At 69.4% G+C, this 18,199-nt stretch carries 20 protein-coding genes; 9 read left to right on the top strand and 11 right to left on the bottom strand.

The features are described from left to right. Positions 1-433 precede the first annotated feature (433 nt). The gene (locus IO30_RS0114300; RefSeq protein ID WP_157853257.1) at positions 434-835 is read left to right on the top strand and encodes an SsgA family sporulation/cell division regulator; all 402 of its coding nucleotides are present in this window, start codon (positions 434-436) and stop codon (positions 833-835) included. Positions 836-902: 67 nt separating this feature from the next. Next, the gene (locus IO30_RS0114295; RefSeq protein WP_031142911.1) at positions 903-1,253 is read left to right on the top strand and encodes a hypothetical protein; all 351 of its coding nucleotides are present in this window, start codon (positions 903-905) and stop codon (positions 1,251-1,253) included. 54 nt (positions 1,254-1,307) lie between these two features. Here IO30_RS0114295 and IO30_RS0114290 read toward each other — a convergent pair whose 3' ends face one another. Together IO30_RS0114290 and IO30_RS0114285 are read right to left on the bottom strand one after the other, a co-directional pair. After that, a complete protein-coding gene (locus tag IO30_RS0114290) occupies positions 1,308-1,970 on the bottom strand; it encodes a response regulator (protein ID WP_031142909.1) in 663 nt (220 codons plus the stop codon). Then, positions 1,967-3,094, bottom strand: a complete 1,128-nt coding sequence (locus tag IO30_RS0114285; RefSeq protein ID WP_031142907.1) for a sensor histidine kinase — start codon at positions 3,092-3,094, stop codon at positions 1,967-1,969. The genes IO30_RS0114290 and IO30_RS0114285 overlap by 4 nt, the downstream gene beginning before the upstream one ends. Positions 3,095-3,290: 196 nt before the next feature. Between IO30_RS0114285 and IO30_RS0114280 the strand changes: the two genes are divergently transcribed. Next, on the top strand, positions 3,291-3,713 hold the full coding sequence (locus tag IO30_RS0114280; RefSeq protein ID WP_031142905.1) for a DUF6223 family protein: 423 nt from the start codon (positions 3,291-3,293) through the stop codon (positions 3,711-3,713). A 488-nt stretch (positions 3,714-4,201) separates the two neighbouring features. Here the strand turns inward: IO30_RS0114280 and IO30_RS0114270 are convergent, their stop codons facing one another. From IO30_RS0114270 to IO30_RS0114250, 5 genes are all read right to left on the bottom strand, one after another. Further along, a complete protein-coding gene (locus IO30_RS0114270) occupies positions 4,202-4,918 on the bottom strand; it encodes a helix-turn-helix transcriptional regulator (RefSeq protein ID WP_237403263.1) in 717 nt (238 codons plus the stop codon). Beyond that, positions 4,915-6,099: a threonine synthase gene (locus IO30_RS0114265; RefSeq protein WP_031142901.1), complete on the bottom strand. Its 1,185-nt coding sequence runs from the start codon at positions 6,097-6,099 to the stop codon at positions 4,915-4,917. The genes IO30_RS0114270 and IO30_RS0114265 overlap by 4 nt, the downstream gene beginning before the upstream one ends. A gap of 550 nt (positions 6,100-6,649) precedes the next feature. After that, positions 6,650-7,483: a PIG-L family deacetylase gene (locus IO30_RS0114260; RefSeq protein ID WP_031142899.1), complete on the bottom strand. Its 834-nt coding sequence runs from the start codon at positions 7,481-7,483 to the stop codon at positions 6,650-6,652. Positions 7,484-7,818: 335 nt separating this feature from the next. Then, positions 7,819-8,439, bottom strand: coding sequence for a carbonic anhydrase (locus tag IO30_RS0114255; RefSeq protein WP_031142897.1), 621 nt, complete (start codon positions 8,437-8,439; stop codon positions 7,819-7,821). An 836-nt stretch (positions 8,440-9,275) separates the two neighbouring features. After that, positions 9,276-9,578, bottom strand: a complete 303-nt coding sequence (locus IO30_RS0114250; protein ID WP_031142896.1) for a hypothetical protein — start codon at positions 9,576-9,578, stop codon at positions 9,276-9,278. 590 nt (positions 9,579-10,168) lie between these two features. Here IO30_RS0114250 and IO30_RS0114245 point away from each other — a divergent pair. The 3 genes from IO30_RS0114245 (at position 10,169) to IO30_RS41915 (ending at position 12,306) form a co-directional block, all read left to right on the top strand. After that, the gene (locus IO30_RS0114245; RefSeq protein WP_031142894.1) at positions 10,169-10,978 is read left to right on the top strand and encodes a TIGR02452 family protein; all 810 of its coding nucleotides are present in this window, start codon (positions 10,169-10,171) and stop codon (positions 10,976-10,978) included. A 485-nt stretch (positions 10,979-11,463) separates the two neighbouring features. Beyond that, positions 11,464-11,631, top strand: a complete 168-nt coding sequence (locus IO30_RS43435) for a hypothetical protein (protein WP_199921027.1) — start codon at positions 11,464-11,466, stop codon at positions 11,629-11,631. Between the two features lie 309 nt (positions 11,632-11,940). Then, complete coding sequence (locus tag IO30_RS41915; protein ID WP_051902239.1) at positions 11,941-12,306, top strand: STAS domain-containing protein; 366 nt, start codon at positions 11,941-11,943, stop codon at positions 12,304-12,306. Positions 12,307-12,791: 485 nt separating this feature from the next. On the opposite strand, the gene IO30_RS0114230 is transcribed toward IO30_RS41915, so the two are convergent. Beyond that, on the bottom strand, positions 12,792-13,073 hold the full coding sequence (locus tag IO30_RS0114230; protein ID WP_051859244.1) for a hypothetical protein: 282 nt from the start codon (positions 13,071-13,073) through the stop codon (positions 12,792-12,794). A 162-nt stretch (positions 13,074-13,235) separates the two neighbouring features. On the opposite strand from IO30_RS0114230, the gene IO30_RS0114225 reads away from it, so the two are divergent. Beyond that, the gene (locus IO30_RS0114225) at positions 13,236-13,514 is read left to right on the top strand and encodes a GlsB/YeaQ/YmgE family stress response membrane protein (protein ID WP_031142888.1); all 279 of its coding nucleotides are present in this window, start codon (positions 13,236-13,238) and stop codon (positions 13,512-13,514) included. A gap of 420 nt (positions 13,515-13,934) precedes the next feature. After that, positions 13,935-14,399, top strand: coding sequence for a zinc-binding metallopeptidase family protein (locus IO30_RS45950; RefSeq protein ID WP_051902237.1), 465 nt, complete (start codon positions 13,935-13,937; stop codon positions 14,397-14,399). A gap of 83 nt (positions 14,400-14,482) precedes the next feature. Here the strand turns inward: IO30_RS45950 and IO30_RS40435 are convergent, their stop codons facing one another. Together IO30_RS40435 and IO30_RS0114205 are read right to left on the bottom strand one after the other, a co-directional pair. Next, a complete protein-coding gene (locus tag IO30_RS40435) occupies positions 14,483-15,019 on the bottom strand; it encodes a hypothetical protein (protein ID WP_202205011.1) in 537 nt (178 codons plus the stop codon). A 259-nt stretch (positions 15,020-15,278) separates the two neighbouring features. Further along, on the bottom strand, positions 15,279-16,394 hold the full coding sequence (locus IO30_RS0114205) for a winged helix DNA-binding domain-containing protein (RefSeq protein ID WP_202205021.1): 1,116 nt from the start codon (positions 16,392-16,394) through the stop codon (positions 15,279-15,281). A 571-nt stretch (positions 16,395-16,965) separates the two neighbouring features. Here IO30_RS0114205 and IO30_RS44600 point away from each other — a divergent pair. Next, positions 16,966-17,223 carry an AAA family ATPase gene (locus IO30_RS44600; RefSeq protein WP_107066884.1) on the top strand — a complete coding sequence of 86 codons (258 nt, stop codon included), beginning with the start codon at positions 16,966-16,968 and terminating at the stop codon, positions 17,221-17,223. Positions 17,224-17,245: 22 nt separating this feature from the next. Here IO30_RS44600 and IO30_RS0114200 read toward each other — a convergent pair whose 3' ends face one another. Next, positions 17,246-17,779 carry a hypothetical protein gene (locus tag IO30_RS0114200; RefSeq protein ID WP_157853255.1) on the bottom strand — a complete coding sequence of 178 codons (534 nt, stop codon included), beginning with the start codon at positions 17,777-17,779 and terminating at the stop codon, positions 17,246-17,248. Positions 17,780-18,199 lie beyond the last annotated feature (420 nt).

Raw genomic sequence — 18,199 nt, 5'->3', positions numbered from 1 at the left:
TCCGTTCGCCAGAGGGGATCGACGGGTCCCCACCGCCGTCGGGGTGACCCGCGCCGGGCGACGCCGGCTGTCAAGGCACCGGGCGAATGACCGACAGACGGCCGGAACGAAAAAATGTTCGGCCATCGCCCTGACGACGGATTCGTGGGCCCCAGGATCAGATCGGCCCCCCCTCCACTTCCAGGGCTTCCTGCGGCACGCCGCGTACTCGATTCTTCGCGCCGCGGCCCCGCACCCGGCCGTGGGCCGGGATCCGCCCCGGCCGGACGGGGCGGATCCCGGGCGCTGGGCTACACGCCGCCCTCGGTGCCGTCCCCCGGGCGGGCGCGTCGGTTCGGTGATCCGGGGCCGTCGTTCCGGAGTGAGAGCGGCGGGAGAGGGCACACGCGGGGCGCGCCGTACCGCCCATTTCGGAGGCCTCCTCATGTCTCGCGTGTCCAGTCTGATCGCTGTCCGTCTCGAGACGAGTGAGGGTGCTGTGCCGCTCTTCGCCAGGTTCTCGTATTCCGCCCGCAGTCCGTACGCGGTCCAGGCGGACTTCTTCGACGGTCTGTCCGTCCTGGCTTCCTGGCAGTTCGAGCGGCAGATGCTGGCCGAGGGGGTGCGCCGGCCGGTGGGCGAAGGAGACGTCACCTTCTGCCCCCAGAGGGGGGCGGGCGGCGCCGAAGTCCGTATCGGCTTGCGAAATCACGAAGATGGCCGAGAAGGACATGCTGTGCTCCGTGCGCATGCCGGCGCGCTGAAAGCGTTCCTGAACCGGACTTACGCCGTTGTCGGTGAAGGAGAGGAGTTTCTCGATCTCGACAAACTCCTCGAGGAGTTCCTGGCCCGCTGAGCGTCCACGCATCGGGTGCTGTCGCAGGACGCCTGCGGTGGTTTCGAGAATCAGAGGAGTATCGGTGATGGCGGAGGACCCGTGGAGCTTTGGCCCGTCGTGCGGTCAGCTGGCCGGCATCGACCTGACTGGATGGCGGGTGGAGGCTGCTGACGGCCACATCGGCGAAGTGGACGAGCACTCCGACGAAACAGGCAACGCATTCCTCGTGGTGGACGCGGGCGGATGGATCTTCGGGAAGCTGCTGATCCCAGCGGGCGCGGTGACGCGGATCGACCGAGCCGGGCGCACGCTCCATCTGAGCCTGAGCAGGGGGCAGGTGGAGGACGCTCCTCAATTCCTGCCCGACCAGCACCGTGGCGACCGGGAGTACCGGGAGGACATCGTGGAGTACTACTGGAAGGCCGGCCCCTGCTGATACTCCAGCTGAGGATCGTGATCTTGCGTATCGCAGTGACGTCTGGGATGAACGTCAGGAGTTGCGTGGGGTCACCAGGCCGGATTCGTAGGCGAGGATCACGAGCTGGGCTCGGTCGCGGGCGTGGAGCTTGGTCATGGCCCGGTTGACGTGAGTTTTCGCGGTCAGCGGGCTGATCACCATGCGGTCCGCGATCTCGTCGTTGGACATGCCCTGCGCGACCAGCACGACGGCTTCACGTTCGCGGCCGGTCAGATCCTCCAGCACCGTGCCGGCGTCGATGGGGAGCGGCTGGCTGACGTACCGGTTGATGAGCTTGCGGGTGATCGAGGGTGCGAGGAGGGCGTCGCCGCGCGCGGCGACGCGGACGGCGTGCAGGAAGTCCTCCGGCTCGATGTCCTTGACGAGGAATCCGGCGGCCCCTGCGGACAGGGCGTTGAAGACGTATTCGTCCAGGCCGTAGTTGGTGAGGATGACGACGTGGATGCCGGTCAACGCCGGGTCGTCTGCGATGCGCCGGGTCGTCTCGATGCCGTCCATGACCGGCATCTGGATGTCGATGAGTGCGATGTCGGGGAAGTGCTCTCCGGCGAGTTCCAAAGCCTCCTGCCCGTTGGCGGCTTCGGCCACGACCTCGATGTCGTCTTCGAGGTCGAGGAACGCGCGGAATCCGCTGCGGATGAGCGGCTGGTCGTCGACCAGCAGGACACGGATCATGATGCTCGTTCCACGGGAAGTTCTGCCTGGACGGTGAAGCCGCCTTCGCTTCTGGGTTCGGCGCGGAGCCGGCCGCCCAGGGCGGTGACGCGTTCGTGCATCCCCAGGAGCCCGATGCCTGGTTCTGGCGCACTGTCCGGCGTGGCTTTGCCGTCGTCGTCGATGCGGATCGCGAGGGTGTGCGGCCGGTAGTCGATGTGGACCGATGCCGTGCTGGCGTCCGCGTGACGGGCGATGTTGGTCAGCGATTCCTGAACGACCCGGTAGACGGTCCTGCCCACTGCGGTCGGCACGCCGTGTCTCCGGCCCTCGATCGTCAGCGTCGCCTCCAGGCCGCTCCTGCCGGCCCGCTCGACGAGTTCGGTGACGTGATCGAGCCCGTGCGGCGGGGTGGTGTCGTCGTCGCGCAGGGCCTCCAGGGTGGCGCGGAGCTCCCGGGACGCCTCCCGGCCGGCCTCCCGAATGGCCAGCAGGGCATCCGGGACCGGTTCGCCACGCTTCCGGGCCACATGGACGGCGGCTTCGGACTGCACCTTGATGACCGAGATCTGGTGGGTGAGCGAATCGTGGAGCTCCCGCGCGATATGCAGTCGCTCCTCGTCGGCGCGGCGCCTCGCGGTCTCCTCCCGGGTGCGTTCGGCTTCGTCTGCCCGCTGCTCGGCTTGCCGGAGGGCTTCACCGGCGGCGCCGGCGGCGATGAGCCAGGCGATCTGGAGGGCGCCCCGGGCCTGCGCGAACGCCTCGCCCGTGTCGTGCAGGCCCGAGGCGAGGGCTGCGAGGGGGAGAGCGGCCAGCACGGCCACGCTCGTTGCCACCGTGATGGTGCGGTGTCCCTCACGCATGGCCGCGTACACCGCGAAGAGGAACGCGACGGCGGCCACGTCGAACCCTGCCGCCTGGTAGCCCGCCGCGCACAGTCCGGTGACGGCGAGGACGGCGACCGGAGCCCGGCGGCCCGCGGCCAGTGCCAAGCCGCCGACGGCCAACAGCACGTAGCCGAGCAGGCCGCGGCCCGTGGCGGAGTGCTGCCCGGACAGACCGGTGACCAGCAGCGCCGCCGCCACGCCCACGGCGATCAGCCAGTCTCTGACACCGGCGCGAACGCGGAACCGTCCTTTGTTCATGCGCGCACCGTAACCCGAGGCTGCCGCGGGCGAATCCCGCTCGCGGACGAGGGATCGTCTACCACGCACGCAGTAGCCCGGCGGCACCTGCCGCGTCCGTGGTAGCGCGAAGTGTCTGCGCCTGCCGGACGACCTGCCGGGGCCCGGCCGACATGCTCGAACCACATCCAGACGTGAGAAGTGAAGGAGCACCCTGATGTCCCCTCGTCGCCTGTTCGCCGCCTCCGCGGCCGCCCTGCTCGCCGGGCTCGGTCTTGCCGCACCGGCGGCAGCGCATACCTCGGTCCAACCCGTTGCCGCCGGCGTCACCGACTTCAGCCTCGGGCGGCTCGGGGCCACCGCCGGCGGGCTGCTGGGGCTGGTCGCCGTGGTCATTGCCGTGCTGGCGGTGACCCGGCCCGCCGGTCGTTTCGGCACCTCCAACGGATCGCTCGGAGCCACGGCGGCCGTAGTGGCGGGGCTGATCGCCATGGCTCTCGGCGGGCTGGTCGCGGCCACCGCCGACGGCGGACTCGGCACCGGCAACGGGCTGGGCGGAGCCTACGTGGCCCTGCTCCTCGGGCTGACCGGCACTGCACTGGGCCGGCGGGCTCTGATCCGCTCCCGCCCCACCCGTTGACCACAGGGGACCCGTGTTGTGCCGCGCTCACGCCCTGCGGGCGCTCACCGCGCGACGTACCGCGTAGGCAGCGGCTCCGGCGGCCGGCACGGTGGCGCCCGAGATCACCGAAGAGGCCGGCCGGCAGGCAGGGCGAAGGCGAGGACGAGGACGAGGCAGCCGGCCGGCCTGACGACCGGGGGGTGATCCGCGCCGGTCGGCCCTCGTCCAGGGAGAGGGCCCACGCGGAGGTGTTGGCTGCAATAGCCCCGCCGTCGCTTCCGGACTCCTCGACAGGGGATTCTCGGCCCGCCTGGCCGGAGGGCCGTTCCACGGCGCATGGGAGGCGACACTGGTCACGTACGGGACCGGTACATGTCGATGGTTGCCGCCGACTTCCAGCGCCGCGTGTCCGGCGAACCGGTCGTCATCCAGCAGGCGCCCAGCGCCCCTCTGCGGCGAGCCACAGGGCACATCGCGGCCGGTTCGGAGGGCGTTCATCGGTATGGCTACTTCGTGTAGTTGTAGACGGTCGCCCGGGAGACGCCGAGCTGGTCGGCGATGAGTTGTGCGGAACTGCGGGTCTCGAAGAAGCCCTCGCGATGCAGCCGCTGGACCAGCTCGCGCTTCTGGTCACGGTTGAGGCCACGCGGGGTGTTGGAGCGCTGTGCCGCGAAGGAGTCGATGGCCGACCGGAGTTCACGTCCGCTGCGGTCACGCAGCGTCTCCAGGGACTCGCCGTGGTGGCCGACATCCGTGGCGACGAGGTTGGCCAGGGTCAGGGCCAGCGGGGACAGCGCGCTGACGTCCAGGTTCAAGCACAGGGCCGCCACGTAACGTCCCTCGGCGTTCCTGATGCCGATCGAGGTGCTCTTGGCCGGGCGGCCGTCGGGAAACTGGTTGCTGTAGTTCTGGATGACGCTGGGGTAGTCGGGATCGGCGATGCGGCGCAGGCCCAGTTCGGTGGCGGAGTCGCCGACCTGCCGTCCGGACAGGTTGTTCTCGATGGTGCGGATGGCACTGTCGGGGCGGCGCAGATCGTGCAGGACGACCTCGCACAGACCGGGAAACATGCGCCCGACGGCGACAGCGATGCGCTCGGCTTCCCGCACCAGGTGCTCGTCTTCCCGTGCGTAGCGCTCGTCTTGCGGTACGCAGCGCTCGTCTTGCGGTACGGCGGGCTGGTCGGCGCGTTTGTCGTCCGGTCGGCCGGTGGGACGGGTCATCGAGCGCAGCTCGATTCCTGAGCGCCGTCACAGGGCCCGGCGAACACCGCGGCCATCTTCTCGGCGGACTTCAGCCCCGCACCGGTGAGCACGACCACGGTCGTCTCGCCGGGAGCGATCTCTCCGGTCGCGATGAAGTGGTCGAGGGTTGCCGCGGCGACGCTGCTGGTCGGCTCGGCGTACAAGCCCCGCGCGCTCAGTGCGCGGACCGCGGCGCGGATCTCCGCCTCGGGGACGGCGTAGGCGGCGCCTTCGGAGCGGCGGATGGCCTCCACCGCCTCGGGCAGCCGGACCGGGTGGGCGATGGACGCGCCCTCGGCGATCGTCGGCAGCCGCTCGCCGCGGCCGGCAGGGTCGATGCCGTTGAACGTGTCGGCAATGGTCGCCCAGTGCTCGGGCTGTCCGACGAAGAGGCGCGGCCTCCTGTCGATCTGGCCTGCGTCGAGCAGTTCGCCGAACGCGAGGTCGCACCCGATGATGTTGCTGCCGGCCCCGGCCACGAGGACTACGTTGTCGGGCGCGGTGAAGCCGAGGGTCTCCCACATTTCGTAGGCGATGGTCTTGGTGCCCTGGATGAACATGGGGTGCCAGTTGTGGCTGGCGTAGGGGATCTTCTCCGACTGCCGGATCGCCTCGTCCGAGACCTCTTCGCGGGTGCCGTCCACGAGCTCGATCTCGGCTCCGTAGGCGCGGGCCTGGAGGATCTTGGCCGCCGAGGTGGCGGCGGGAACGATGATCTTGGCGCGGATACCGGCGGCGGCGGCGTAGGCGGCCACCGCGGAACCGCCGTTGCCTGAACTGTCTTCGAGCACGCGGTCGGCGCCGTGCGCCGCGAGGTGGGCCATCATGACCGATACGCCCCGGTCCTTGAAGCTGGAGGTCGGGTTGAACCACTCCAGCTTGAAGTGGACGCGTCGGCCGGCCCAGTCGACCGCGACCATCGGCGTACACCCTTCGCCCAGGCTCACCCGGCGGGCGGCCGGCACGGGCAGGGCCGCGTGGTAGCGCCACAGGGACCGTTCGGCGGTGTCGATCTGCTCGGGGCGCAGGCCCGGCAGTGCACTGACCGCGAGGGGGCTGCCGTCCTCGCCCCGCCAGCGCGGGTCGTCCAGGGAGTAGCGCTTTCCGGACCGGTCGTACAGGTCCGGGGTGGCGACGGCTGAGTGCTGTTCGGCGTTCATGGGCGGTTCCGGCTTCCACTCGCTCGACCTGCTGTCGTGCCTGCTGGGCCTCCCGGCCCGGCAGGCACCCTGCGATCCCATGTTAGACGTCCTATCCAGAGATGAATAATAAGTCTAAGGATGGGTCGATGCGCCGCACTGCGCCAGACCGGGAACTGACTGAAGAGGGCCCGGGTCAGGGCGGAATGCGGCCATTATCTTGACGGCACTCCCCGGTGTCGGGCGACCGGCGGCCGCCGCCCACACCCGGAGGGCGGGGCTGCCGGGTCTCCGTGGACCGTGGCGGCCCGGCCCGTCCCTGGAACGGCAAGCCAGGACACGACGCCCGACGACTCCCTGGGCATGCTCGGCGCGGACCCGGCGGAGGCGGCGTCCTCGAAAAAGACCGCCGCCTGGAGGCGCCGCTGCACGCGGGCATCCTCGATCGGCGGCGGCGCCTCCCGGGGGGCAACGTCCTCGCAGGGGAACGCGCGCCGGTTGAGCTCCCGCATCTCCGGGTCTGCCGCTCCACCGCCTCCGCACCGGTCCACCGGTCGGTCGGACGGACGGATCAGCGCAGTCCGGCGAAGAGATCGTTCTCGGGTACGGCCGCGCCGGTGGCGTCTTGGACACGGACGAAGGTCTCCATGCCCATCAACTCTCCGAACCTCTCCTTGCCCATCTTGAGGAAGAAGATGTTCTCGCCCTGGCTGGCGTGCGCGGCCAACGCGTCGAACTTCTGCCCGCTGAACGCGGTGGTGTCCACCCACGTGGTGATCTCATCGTCGGGGAGCCCGATCTCGGCCATCGCGGCAGCCTCGGCAGGGTCCGGCTCCGGCATGTCCTCGTGAAACTCGCGCATGATCTCCCCGAGCCGTCGCATCCCCGAGCGGGGCATCGTCGTCCAGTACACCTTCGGTGTCAGCGCAGTCATCTCCAGCGCCGCCGTCGTAATACGGTGGGCCTGGATGTGGTCGGGGTGGCCGTAGAAGCCGTTCTCGTCGTAGGTGACCACCACATCGGGTCGGTAACGCAGCATCAGTTCCGCAAGCCGGGCGGCGCCTTCCTCCACGGGGGCCTGCCAAAATGATCCGGGAGCGTCGTTGCTCGGCCAGCCCATCATCCCGGAGTCGGCGTAGCTCAGCATCTCTAGATTGCTGACCTGCAGGACGTCACAGCTTGCCTCGAGTTCTTGACGGCGTATCAAGGCGACGGTCGCCGGATCGTGCTCGGGCTCCCCTGGCTTGGCGCCGCCCGGTCCGTCACCGCAACGGCCGTCGGTACACGTGACGAGAACCGTGCGGATTCCTTCCGCCGCATACCGTGCGAGGACCCCTCCGGTTCCGGTGGCCTCGTCGTCGGGGTGGGCGTGCACAGCCATGAGCGTCAAGGGCCGGTCAGTCATGAAACAGTCCTCCTGCAGAAATGCTTATTGGTCCCATTGCGGGACGGGCGTACCGCGGTCCTGAGGTCCGGAGCCTGGTGGGGCGGACGTCCATGCGGTCTCCGTGTTCCCGCCCGTGATCCCGGTCCCTCGGTCGGTGCAACCGCGCGCACCGGACCGGCTGTTCCCGACGCGGCCACTTGGCCTTCCGGACAGCCTCCTTCTTGGCCCGCCTGGCTGGCCCTCTGTGTAGCACGGCCTTCTCCTGACCGCGGGCATCGCTTCGAGGGACTGCGGGAGGAGGAGCGCGCCACCGATCCCAGTGACGGTGACCGCCCTGTTCAGATGGCCGCTCCCTATGGCAGGCCGCGGGTCGTGACAACGCGGGCGCTGCCGTCGGCCAGCCGGTAGGACAGACCGACCACGGCTACCTGGCCGGCGGTGACCTGGTCTGCGAGCACGCGGGAGCGGTCCAGGAGGAGGTCGACCGTGTGGCGTATGTGCTCGGCGATGATGTCGTCGTCCTCGGTGAGTCCGGCGGCACGGGCGGCCAGGACGCTGGGCGTGACGCGTTCGATGACATCGCGTACGTACCCGGTGGCCATGACACCGTCGGTCAGGGCGGTGCGGGTGGCCGCGACCGCGCCGCACGTGTCGTGGCCCAGCACCACGACCAGAGGGCAGTCCAGCACGCTGACTGCGTACTCGATGCTGCCCAGCACCTCCGGCCCGGCCACGTGGCCTGCGGTGCGGACCACGAACAGATCGCCCAGGCCGCGGTCGAAGATGATCTCGGCGGCAAGCCGGGAGTCGGAGCAGCCGAACAAGACGGCGAACGGGCGCTGAGCGGGCGCGGTCTCGGCGCGCCGCGCTGCGTCCTGGTTCGGGTGCTCCGGCGTGCCTGCGGTGAACCGCTGGTTGCCGGCCAGCAGCAGCTCGAAGGCTTCGGACGGAGTCAGGGTGGGTGCGTCGCTCATGGCCGCAGGGTACGACCCCGCTCGGCCCGCCACAGCGCGGGGTCCGCCAAAGGAGCGCGGGTGCACCGGTCGGGCCGGGAATCCCCGCTGCGGCAGGCCGGTCCTGCCCTTCGGGGTGGATCTACAAGGCTCTGGCTGCAGCGTCATGAAGCCGGTTCGCCCGCCCGGCCTTGTCTCCCGTGGATGCCGTTGGCTCATCGGTGCGCCTATCCGAGTGCCTTCCGGATCTCCCGCGAGCCAGCGACGCGCGGTGGGGGTAGGTCGTTTCGCACGAGGCGACTTGGGATCCGTGAGGAGATCAGCCATGTACGCAGTGGTTCGACGGTATGAAGGGGTGACTGATCCTGCCGAGGCGGGACGCCGAGTGGATGAGGGGTTTGTGCCTCTCCTTCGCCAAGTGCCTGGATTCGTGGCCTACTACTGGGTGAATGCGGGGGGTGGAGTGATGCTTTCCACCAGCGTCTTTGAAGACCGAGCCGGGGCCGAAGAGTCGGTCAGGAGGGCCGCTGACTTCGTACGGGACAACCTCGCGTCGTTGCTGCCTGAACCTCCCCAGGTCACGGCCGGACAGGTTGTGGCTGCTGGGTGACGGCCTCCGAGGTGGTTCTGGATCCACGCGCCCTCCATACCGGCACCAGGCATTCCGCGGAACTCCGGTCAGATCCAGTTCCAGAGATCCCTACCTAGCTGCGCGGAGCGCGCACTGAGCGCGCCGAGGATCTCTCCGTCACAGGGCACCCGACGCCAAGGGCGGCCAGGAGGGGCAGCGCCCCCGCGGCCTGCGCGGGCTCCGCGGGGGCCGCCTCGGCAGCGGCATACCGATGTCCCGACCGCCGCTACCCGGCGGCAGCGGCGCAGTCCGCCGCAACGCCTTCGCTTGCGGTACAGATCGAGAACCCCCAGGTGTCCCAGCGCCTCATCCGTGGGCATTCCTCGGCGCCGGAAGCCTGTTTCTCAAGCTCTTTGAGCTGCTTCGCGGCGGGCCCCTCCCCTTCAAGAGGAACGTACGCCCCGTGATAGACGACGCAGTCGGTGGGGGCGGGCTGAAAGCCGTACCACCCGATCGCCAACAGGGTGGTCAGTACCAGTGAGGCAATGACGTGCTTGCGCTCGGGAGACTTCGACCAGGGGCGGATCATGTTTCTGATCCTAGCGATCGCTTTCGGCAACCTCGCGGCCCGGCGGGTGGCAGTCCGGAGAGAGCGAGGCCGCTCCGGTCGAGCGGGCGTACTCGGGGGGAGTGTCACCGCAGTGCTTCTTGAAGGCTCGGGTGAAGTGACTGCCGTCCGCATCGCCAAGGCTCCATGGAGGACGGCGACCCAACGTACCGCGTCCGGCCTTCGGCCGCGCCGGTCCATGAGCCCGCGCCGCTCCTCTACGCCCCGGCACCCCGCTCGCCGGGGTCCGCCCCGAGCTCGAAGCCTGCAGAGACCGGGGCACCACGGATCGCCTACCGCGAGAGCACGGGGCTGGGGTACAGCCGTGCGGGGCGCCCGCGCCCTTCCGTCCCGCCCGATGGCTCTGCGACGACCACGGGCCGTAGCCGAGAGCACAGGCCACCCGAGGGGGCACCCTCCCCGCTGCCGATCGCTCCCACGACTTCCCGCTCCTGCCATTTCGATCACTTTGGGTGCGGTGCCCCCTCTCCGTGGTCTGCGAGTGCCGGTGCCCCTTTACGCACTCTCAAAAATAGTCACTCTGACACTAATTCCTCGCTACCATCGCCCTCATGAGTAACCGTCTGAGGAACCTCGCCACCGAGAACGAACGCTTGGCGACCACCGGCAGCTACACCACCTCCACCGGCGCCCGGGTCTCCATAGCCCCTGCTCTCGCCGCCGCCCGCTCCGGGACCGTCTCCTACTCCCCCGCCTTCGCCCCGGCGCCCACCGGGCCCTTCACCCGTCAGGCAGAGGTGACCGACGAGGACAGCCTGCGCGCTGCCCGCCGCCTCACCGACGAAGGCGTCGAGCACCTCGCCGTCCTCAACTTCGCCTCGGCCCGGAACCCCGGTGGCGGGTACCTGCGCGGCGCCAAGGCCCAGGAGGAAGACCTGTGCCGCACGGCTCTCCTCTACTCGTGCCTGCTCGAAGCCCCCGACTACTACGCGGCCCATCGGGCATCCGCAGACCTCAACTACAGCCACCGGGTGATCTTCTCCCCGCACGTACCGGTAATCCGCGACGGTTCCCGCGCTCTGCTCGACCAGGCGTACCAGGTCTCCTTCCTGACCTCCCCCGCTCCCAACGCCGGCCAGCTGGCGCGGCACTCGCCGGGGGAGAAGGTCGACGTCAAGGGCACTCTGACCGAACGCGCCCGCCGCGTCCTCGGCGTGGCCGCCCACCACGGCGTGCGCGAGCTCGTCCTCGGCGCCTGGGGCTGCGGTGTGTTCGCCAATGACCCGGCCGAGGTGGCGGACGCGTTCGCCGAAGCCCTGGACACCCACGGCGCCCCGTTCGCCCGCATCACCTTCGCCGTCTGGGACCGCGCTGCCGACTCCCCCAACCGCACCGCTTTCCGGGCCAGGTTCGCCAGCTGACGATGCTCCGCGTCACCTGGATCGATGAGCACCGCAGCGGGCGCACCGACATCACCCGTAGCGAGACGGGGGCCCGGGCATGGCGGCGGAGGCACCGCGAAGGCACGTGCCATCGCACCTCGGCCTCAGTCCGAGTGAGCGCCGCCCGGCCGCCTCGGCCGCCTACCGGCGCTCCGTCGGCTCGCTCGCCACGCAAGAAGGACAAGACTCCCCCCACCGCCGCCAGTCCCCCGCCTCCCCCCTGCGGAATCCGGTGGCCATAGAAGAGGGCGCAGAACCCCCAGACGAGGCGGGTGAGCCCGGATCGCGCAGGTACAGGAGAAGGGGCCCGCTGGTGGTGCAGGAGGAACAGGGGACGGCGGTGGCAGCGGCGGCTACGACTGTCGGTCGGAGGAAGTCGTGGGCGAGGGGTACCCGTACGGCGGTAGGCAACGCCACTGCTGCGAGTACGCGTTGGGGCCGGCCAGCTCGTCACCCGCGAGCAGGTGTCCGACGACGTGCCGTACGGCGATGACGTCGAGGAGCACGTGACGGCCGTACGCGCCTACCCGGACACGGGGTTCGACGAGGTGTACGTCGGCCAGACCGGCCCCGACCAGGACGCCTTCTTCACCGCCTGCCACGACAAGCTCCTCCCTGCCCTCAGCGGATGAGACCGACCTCCGTCGCCTGCTCTGCCGCACTCAGCTGCCAGTAGGGCCGCTGCCCGGCCGCCTCGGGGCGCAGGGTGTCGGCGGCAGGGCCGGGGGCCTGACGGCACGGCGCCGCACGAGGTCGGTGCGACGCGCTTCTTCGGATCCGAGCATGGTGTCGTCGGAACGACGGCCCGGGGGCGGGTTGATCGCCCGGCCCTTCTCCGCTCCCGTCGGCGGTCCCGACCGTCACGGAACACGCATACCAGGCCGAGCCGCGGGCATCCGGACGGTACCCAGCCGATGTGGCCGTGAAGACAAGGAGTGTCCGTGCTGCCCTTCAACGTGACCGAGAACGGTGTCCTGATCATCCACTTGCCAGCCGACCTGGACATCGCCGGCCGGGCCTCGGCCGCTTGGGCGATCGACGGTTACCTCGCCGCCCACCGGTCCGCACCCGCCGTGCTGGAGCTCTCGGACGCGCCACTGAGCCCCGCCGCGGTGAGCACCGTCGTACGAACCCACCGCATGTGCCGCACCGCAGGCGTGCAGCTGACCGTCGTCGCAACGGCCGCTGAAACGCGCCGGACGCTGGAGGCGCAGACGGGGGTCGCAGGGCTGGTCATCGAGCTCACCCTCTCCGTGGCCGACGCCGCGCTCTCAGATGCCCCGGCGCCGGTCGCCACCGCAGCGTAGGACCCACCACGCCGACTCCGCCGGGGCTTGACGCCGTCCAACCGGCCACCCGCCCACAAGCACTCGCCGCACGTGGCAGAGCCCTCATAGGGCTCTGCCACTCCATGGTCCGGCTACATGGACGTCTACTTGTCCTACCCGTTCCCCTCGCCCTGCTGGGTGGTCCGGCGCTGGGCATCGGAGCTGGGGCGCACGGCATCACCGGCCTCGCCGTCCTTCGTGTCCCGGCGCTCCGGAGGGCGGGGTCGGCCTGCGGGATTCCTTCTGTGTCATCGTCGTCCCTTTCGTTCGGTGGACCGGTGGACCGGTGGAGCATGGGGCGTCCGGGGCACGGGCCCGCATCAGACGCCGGCAGCACGCGTACCCCGTCACCGAGAGCTGCACGCGATGGATCCGCCGACCGATCGGCCTTCCCCCACCGGCGCCACTCGGACGGCGCACTCAGCCGGGCCCGCAGCCACTGTGCGCCGAGTGCATGCTGACGCTCAGGAAGACCCGGGCGCGGCCGTTCGCGGGGTGGTCGAGGGGTGCGGCCCTGCCCCGCGGAGGAGGCGAAGAACCCCGAGGATGCGCCCCAGGCTCAGTCGGATCTTGTTGAACTCGCCGAGCAGGGAGCGCCCGCGGATCCCGGTGGTGGTGAACCGGGCGAAGGCCCACACCGCGCCCACCAAGATGATCAGCGCGCCGGCCGCCTCGATCACGTGGACGAACCACCCGATCATCTCGCGCAGCGTGGACTCGGACAGCAGTTCTCCCGACAGCTTCATGGAGGTCCCTCTACCGCTGTCCGGCGGCTACACCGTGCGGGCCGGACCGGACCGGACCGCCGCACGGAATCCGGATAGTGACCGACCCAGACGTTTGAAGACCGCGCGACGGTGCAGACGATGCACTGACACCGGCTTTATACAACGAGGTAGGAGACCTTCATGGGCATCATCGCTTGGATCCTCATCGGGCTGTTCGCCGGCCTCATCGCGAAGGCCTTGATGCCGGGCAGGGACCCGGGCGGCATCATCATCACCATGCTCATCGGCATCGCCGGTGGTCTGCTCGGCGGGTGGCTCGGCAAGGTCATATTCGGCGTCGACTCGATCGACGGCTTCTTCGACCTCTCCACCTGGATCGCCGCCATCATCGGCTCCGTCATCCTGCTGGCCCTCTACCGCGTAGTCGCCGGCAGCCGGCACTCGCACCGCCACGCCTGACCCCACGCCTCCCCGCGTCCACGGCCCGCCGCGAAGACCAACTGCGCGGCGGGCCTGTCCGACGTACGGGACGGCCGGATCGGCTCGTGCCCACTGCGCGCAGCGCGCGGACGATCTGTGGCACGTCAGCCGGACCCTGCACGCTGACCCCGAACTCGCCTACGAAGAGCACCGCGCGGCCGGACTGCTCACCAGGAAGCTCCAGCAGACCGGCTTCCAGGTGGAGCAGGGGATCGCCGGGCTGGACACGACGTCCCCGGTCGGCCTGGAAACGGGCCGGGGCGTTGTGTGGCCCCGCTGCTGGAGTACGACGCGCTACCGGGGCTGTGGATGTGGGGCTCATGTTCCATCCGGGTGTTCACGACTGGTCATGGGCGCCGCTGACGGCGCGGACACAGATCCGCATGGGCTTCCACGGCCGTGCGGCGCATCCGGGCGATCCCACCCGGGATCGACGCCCTCCCCGCCCTCACCCAGTTGTTCAACACCGCGGCAGTGGCCAGCAAACGCCTCCCGGCCGGCTCGCACGTCCAGGGGAACATCACCGACGGAGGCAGCGCCACCAACGTCGTACCGGCCTACGCCGAACGTCGGTTCGGACTGCGTGCATGGTCCGAGGGCGTGGCGGCCACGACCTCCACCACCGTGGACGTGACCCGCCAGGGCAGCGGCTACTCCCACTTCCGGGACAACGACGTCCTCTCGGACCGCTTCAGCGAGCACATCGCCGGCTCCTGCGTCCATCTCGTGCGGCCCGGCGACGGAGAGCATCGCAGCCTTCACCGACAGAGAGCTGCCACAGGTGGAGAAGAAGGCGTGATCAGCGCCGACGGCCTCCAATGCAAAGCGGCGCAGGCGGCCAACCGTGAACTCCCCGTGCATTGAACCGGCCAGGGTGAGCGGTGTCAGTCGTGACTGGCCGGATGCTCAGGGCTTCCCCGCGAGGCCTGCTCGATCTGAGAGCAGCGTCAGAATGCCTTCAGGTAGACCCGTGCACGGCCGTCGCCGACGTCTTGGACGAAGATCGTGACGGACTGGACGGTGGACCTGCGCTCGTCCTTGATGCAGGGCGGGCAGACGGAAGCAGTCCGGACCTTCTGTTGGGTTTCCGGCTCTGACAGTCCGAGGTGGGACCACGGGGTGACGGTTGGGTACGTCTTGGAGTCGCGCGGGGTGTTGGCCCGTAGGGCTTCCTCCGGGCGCAGGTCAGCGATGAACGTCTCGGCGTCGCTAGTAGGTGCAGCGAAGGAGAGCAGGTAGGTGGTGTCCTGGAAGCCGTGTTGCACCGCCCCCTTCACCTCGGTGGCGCTGGTCGGTGTCTGAACGCGCATGAACCCGGCGGCTTCGGTGGCGCCTTGACCCGCTGCCCAGACGGGTCCCCCGCTGCGGGCCTTTGGTGCGCCGCTGCGGCCGCCGCTGTCGCTACAGGCGGTGGTCGACAGCGCCAGCAGGACCGTCACTGCCGCAGAGGCGATGCGGATGGCGTAGGAGCTCGTACGCTTCACCGGTTTTCCTCCTCACCCCGGTCGGGGTCCTTGCGTGTGCCGTCCCGGCCGGGGTCGCCCGCGGATCAACCTACCTTCACCGAGTCGGCCGGCATGGTGCGGCGCCGGGCCCGCAGGCGGGGCAGTGCCCCGCAGTCGGCGCGCGCTCCGCGCCACACCGTGCGGGCCATCGTCTCCGTCCACAACCTCGCCTCGGCAGGCTGAAACAGCAGAGCGAGCACGACTCTGACCTGTCCGGGACAGACCCTTTCCCTACTCTCTAGGCGTGGGCGCCGACGGTGACCGTGCCGATGGTGAGGAACGGCCGGGCTTCGATGAACGCGCCGATACGCTCGACTTGTTCTTCGAGCTGCCTGTGCTGCCGGACGGTCAGCTCGCCGAGCGGCTCGACGGTGATGGCAACGTTCTGGCCGGTCTTCTTCTGGTGCCAGACTCCTGCGACGGTGCCGTCGACCACGAGTACGGGGTAGTTGCCTGCCTGGCCCCGGGCGAGTGCACGGTCCCGCGCCTGGCCAGGGTAGAGCAGTTCCCTGGGCTGTGAGCCGACGGCGAACGCGTCGAAGTGCGGCAGCAGCAGGACGCCCTGGGCAGGCTCTCCAGGTCCGGAGTCGCCGTCGGCGACCCAGGCCCGGATGCCTTCGAGTGAGACCTCGGTGAGATCGCTGTTCTCGAAGAGGCCGCGCGCCCAGGCGGGGGTGGCGGCCAGCCAGCGGGCGAAGTGCTGGGGTGTGGCGGGCCCGTAGGCATGCAGATAGCGCCCCAGGAGCCAGTCGATCGCTTCGGAATGCGGCGCAGGAGTGAAGCCGGGCAGCCACCGGGCGGGATTGGTGTAGGTGACCTTGCGGCCTTTGTTCATCCCGAAGCACAGCACTCCCCGGTGCGCGGCGGTCTCGGTCATCTGCCACCAGCGTGGCCACTTCGTCTGGAAGGCCGGCATGACCGGATCTGCGGCCCAGGAGCCGACTTGGTCAGCGAGCACCTCGGTCAGCTCGTCGACGGTCAGCTCCGCGTCGGCGAGGATGGCCCCGATCGCCGAGACGAGTTCCTCGGTCTGCTCCTCGGTGATGCGTACGTCGGCCGCGGACCGGCTGGCGGCGGGGAGCGCGCCGAGCGCGCCGCACCACAGGGACAGGTCGGAGGCGGGCAGGAGATGGACGGTGCCTCGGGGTCCGAAGGTCTTGACCAGGCTGTGGTCCGACCACAACGCGTCCTGTACGTCCGTACGTGTCGCGCTGTGCAGTCGCAGGCCGATCGACACCTCGGCCGCCGACAGGACCTGCGCGTGCGTGCCGCACATCGCTGCCGCGGCAGCGGCCGGACCGCCCTGTGTCAGCGGCGGGGTCAAACCATGACGGCTCAAGCGCCGCCCGCACATCTCGCTCCACGTCAGCTTCTCGGACAAGATCCCTCACAGTGGTGTCGGACGGTTGATGATCCTGACAGGCCGGGAGGACCGTCGCGATCACCGCGCATTGGGTCCCTACCGGCCCGTCCCCGCGGACCGCGGGTCGTCCCGATCAAGGGGGCACGCTCACCGGCCACACTACGAACCAAGGCGGACACCTGATGTCCTCAATGCCCACAACGGACACAATCACCTCTTCGGCCGGTGTCCAGACCACCTCGGGGACGGGCACAACGCGCGGAGTACCGACTGGCTCTCCGACGGGGGCAGCCAATCTGGTCCGGGGGCAGGACGCACCGCTACTGGCGTCAGCCCCTTCAGCCCTGGTTGGACGAGTTCACCGCCACGGGCCTCACCGTCGAACGCCTCGTCGCACACCGATCCGCCGCCTCGATGGCCCGTACCCACCCGGCCGAACACGAGAAGCTGGGCCACGACGCCCGGCTTCATCGCCTTCGAGCTCCGCAAGCAGGGTCGGGGCGTCTCCCGATCTCCGTCATGACCTGCTGCGATCTCTTTCCAGGAGTGCTGCGCTGCCACCGTGGATAGCCACCCGACCATCGTCGCCCTCACCGGTCCGCCTGCCACGGGCAAGACCACGCTCCCGCGCGCACTCGCCCAAGACCTGGGATGCCCGGCCATCATTCGCACCACGACCACTTCAACCATCGCCGAACGCATCACAGACCGGTCTCCGATCGACAGCCATCGCGCCGCCCACGGTGCACGAGGTCCTCTTCGGCGACCTCAAGGCTCCGTTCTCATCCAACCAAGGTGCCCTGACGGCGAACACGGCTGATGCTGCTCCTCGGCCAGCGAACCTAGGCGCTTGAGGTAAGGAGTCGGGCCGCGGCGGCTTCTAGCTCAGCGCGAAGCACCCGCTGGCATTCCAGCGGTGCGCATAGTGCAAAGGCGTAGTTGCGAATCTCGCCGGTCAAAATCACTTGGAGGTACTCGGGTCCACCCGCTTCTTCACGGCCCAACAGGATTTCGACGGTGAGCCGAGTACCGTCCGCGAGCCGGCGCGATCCGCTCTGCGGTTCACCGTCAACCAATATGAACTCTTTCTCATACCGGCCTTCGGGTGGGCCGGCCAGCAGCCACTGGGCGAACGCGGCGGCCCGCGGTGCGCCACCCGTCAGTGTCGTGGGGCCGATGAAGTACGCGTCGAGGCTCCAGGTACCGTCGGGATCCTTGCTGATCGCCAACCACAGGTCGTCAACGGGCTCGCCAGGGCAATGGCTGCCACGCCAGCCGAACCGAAAAACTGCCTCATCCTGCTCTCCGGACAATGTCGGCCCTTCCCTCTCCCCGAACTGCGGTTGGCAGTCCACATGACGCAATTCGTCTGTCAACGAAAATAGTCCGACCTACGGACCGGACCGGACCGGAAACACTGGTACCCGTATTCCCTTCCGACCTTTGCGTACTTGCTGACAAGGACCCGCCCGCATCGCCGGCGACGAGGCTGGGGCCGGCCTCCAACTGGGGCGACCTGGAGGACTGGAAGTGGCAGGCCATACTGGGCATCGTCTTCCCTTCTTTTCGTCAGAGAACTCGAGACACCTGAACACCGGCCTGACCTGGACCTGTTCAGCCCGTTCGCGGGGCCGCCTGGTCGTGGCGCAACGTCGTTGCCCCCTGTTTCGACAGATCCAGGCAGGACCAGGCCCTCGCCACCTGCTACGGCGAACGAGCATGCCACTGCGAAGCCTTCGGGTCCTCATCTGCCTGTTCCCGGCCGCCCAATGGTGTTTTGCGGACCCGCGGCGGCG

The sequence above is a fragment of the Streptomyces xanthophaeus genome, assembly GCF_000725805.1.
Classification (GTDB): domain Bacteria; phylum Actinomycetota; class Actinomycetes; order Streptomycetales; family Streptomycetaceae; genus Streptomyces; species Streptomyces xanthophaeus.
This window is presented reverse-complemented; position numbering and strand designations above follow the sequence as displayed.

Excerpts from the sequence above, each read along its gene's own strand:
- IO30_RS0114205 (WP_202205021.1), bottom strand. The coding sequence starts at position 16,394 with ATGTGCGGGCGGCGCTTGAGCCGTCATGGTTTGACCCCGCCGCTGACA.
- IO30_RS0114285 (WP_031142907.1), bottom strand. The coding sequence starts at position 3,094 with ATGAACAAAGGACGGTTCCGCGTTCGCGCCGGTGTCAGAGACTGGCTG.
- IO30_RS0114260 (WP_031142899.1), bottom strand. The coding sequence starts at position 7,483 with ATGACTGACCGGCCCTTGACGCTCATGGCTGTGCACGCCCACCCCGAC.
- IO30_RS0114225 (WP_031142888.1), top strand. The coding sequence starts at position 13,236 with ATGGGCATCATCGCTTGGATCCTCATCGGGCTGTTCGCCGGCCTCATC.
- IO30_RS0114270 (WP_237403263.1), bottom strand. The coding sequence starts at position 4,918 with ATGACCCGTCCCACCGGCCGACCGGACGACAAACGCGCCGACCAGCCC.
- IO30_RS0114290 (WP_031142909.1), bottom strand. The coding sequence starts at position 1,970 with ATGATCCGTGTCCTGCTGGTCGACGACCAGCCGCTCATCCGCAGCGGA.
- IO30_RS0114295 (WP_031142911.1), top strand. The coding sequence starts at position 903 with ATGGCGGAGGACCCGTGGAGCTTTGGCCCGTCGTGCGGTCAGCTGGCC.
- IO30_RS0114265 (WP_031142901.1), bottom strand. The coding sequence starts at position 6,099 with ATGAACGCCGAACAGCACTCAGCCGTCGCCACCCCGGACCTGTACGAC.
- IO30_RS0114230 (WP_051859244.1), bottom strand. The coding sequence starts at position 13,073 with ATGAAGCTGTCGGGAGAACTGCTGTCCGAGTCCACGCTGCGCGAGATG.
- IO30_RS0114255 (WP_031142897.1), bottom strand. The coding sequence starts at position 8,439 with ATGAGCGACGCACCCACCCTGACTCCGTCCGAAGCCTTCGAGCTGCTG.
- IO30_RS0114245 (WP_031142894.1), top strand. The coding sequence starts at position 10,169 with ATGAGTAACCGTCTGAGGAACCTCGCCACCGAGAACGAACGCTTGGCG.
- IO30_RS0114280 (WP_031142905.1), top strand. The coding sequence starts at position 3,291 with ATGTCCCCTCGTCGCCTGTTCGCCGCCTCCGCGGCCGCCCTGCTCGCC.
- IO30_RS0114250 (WP_031142896.1), bottom strand. The coding sequence starts at position 9,578 with ATGATCCGCCCCTGGTCGAAGTCTCCCGAGCGCAAGCACGTCATTGCC.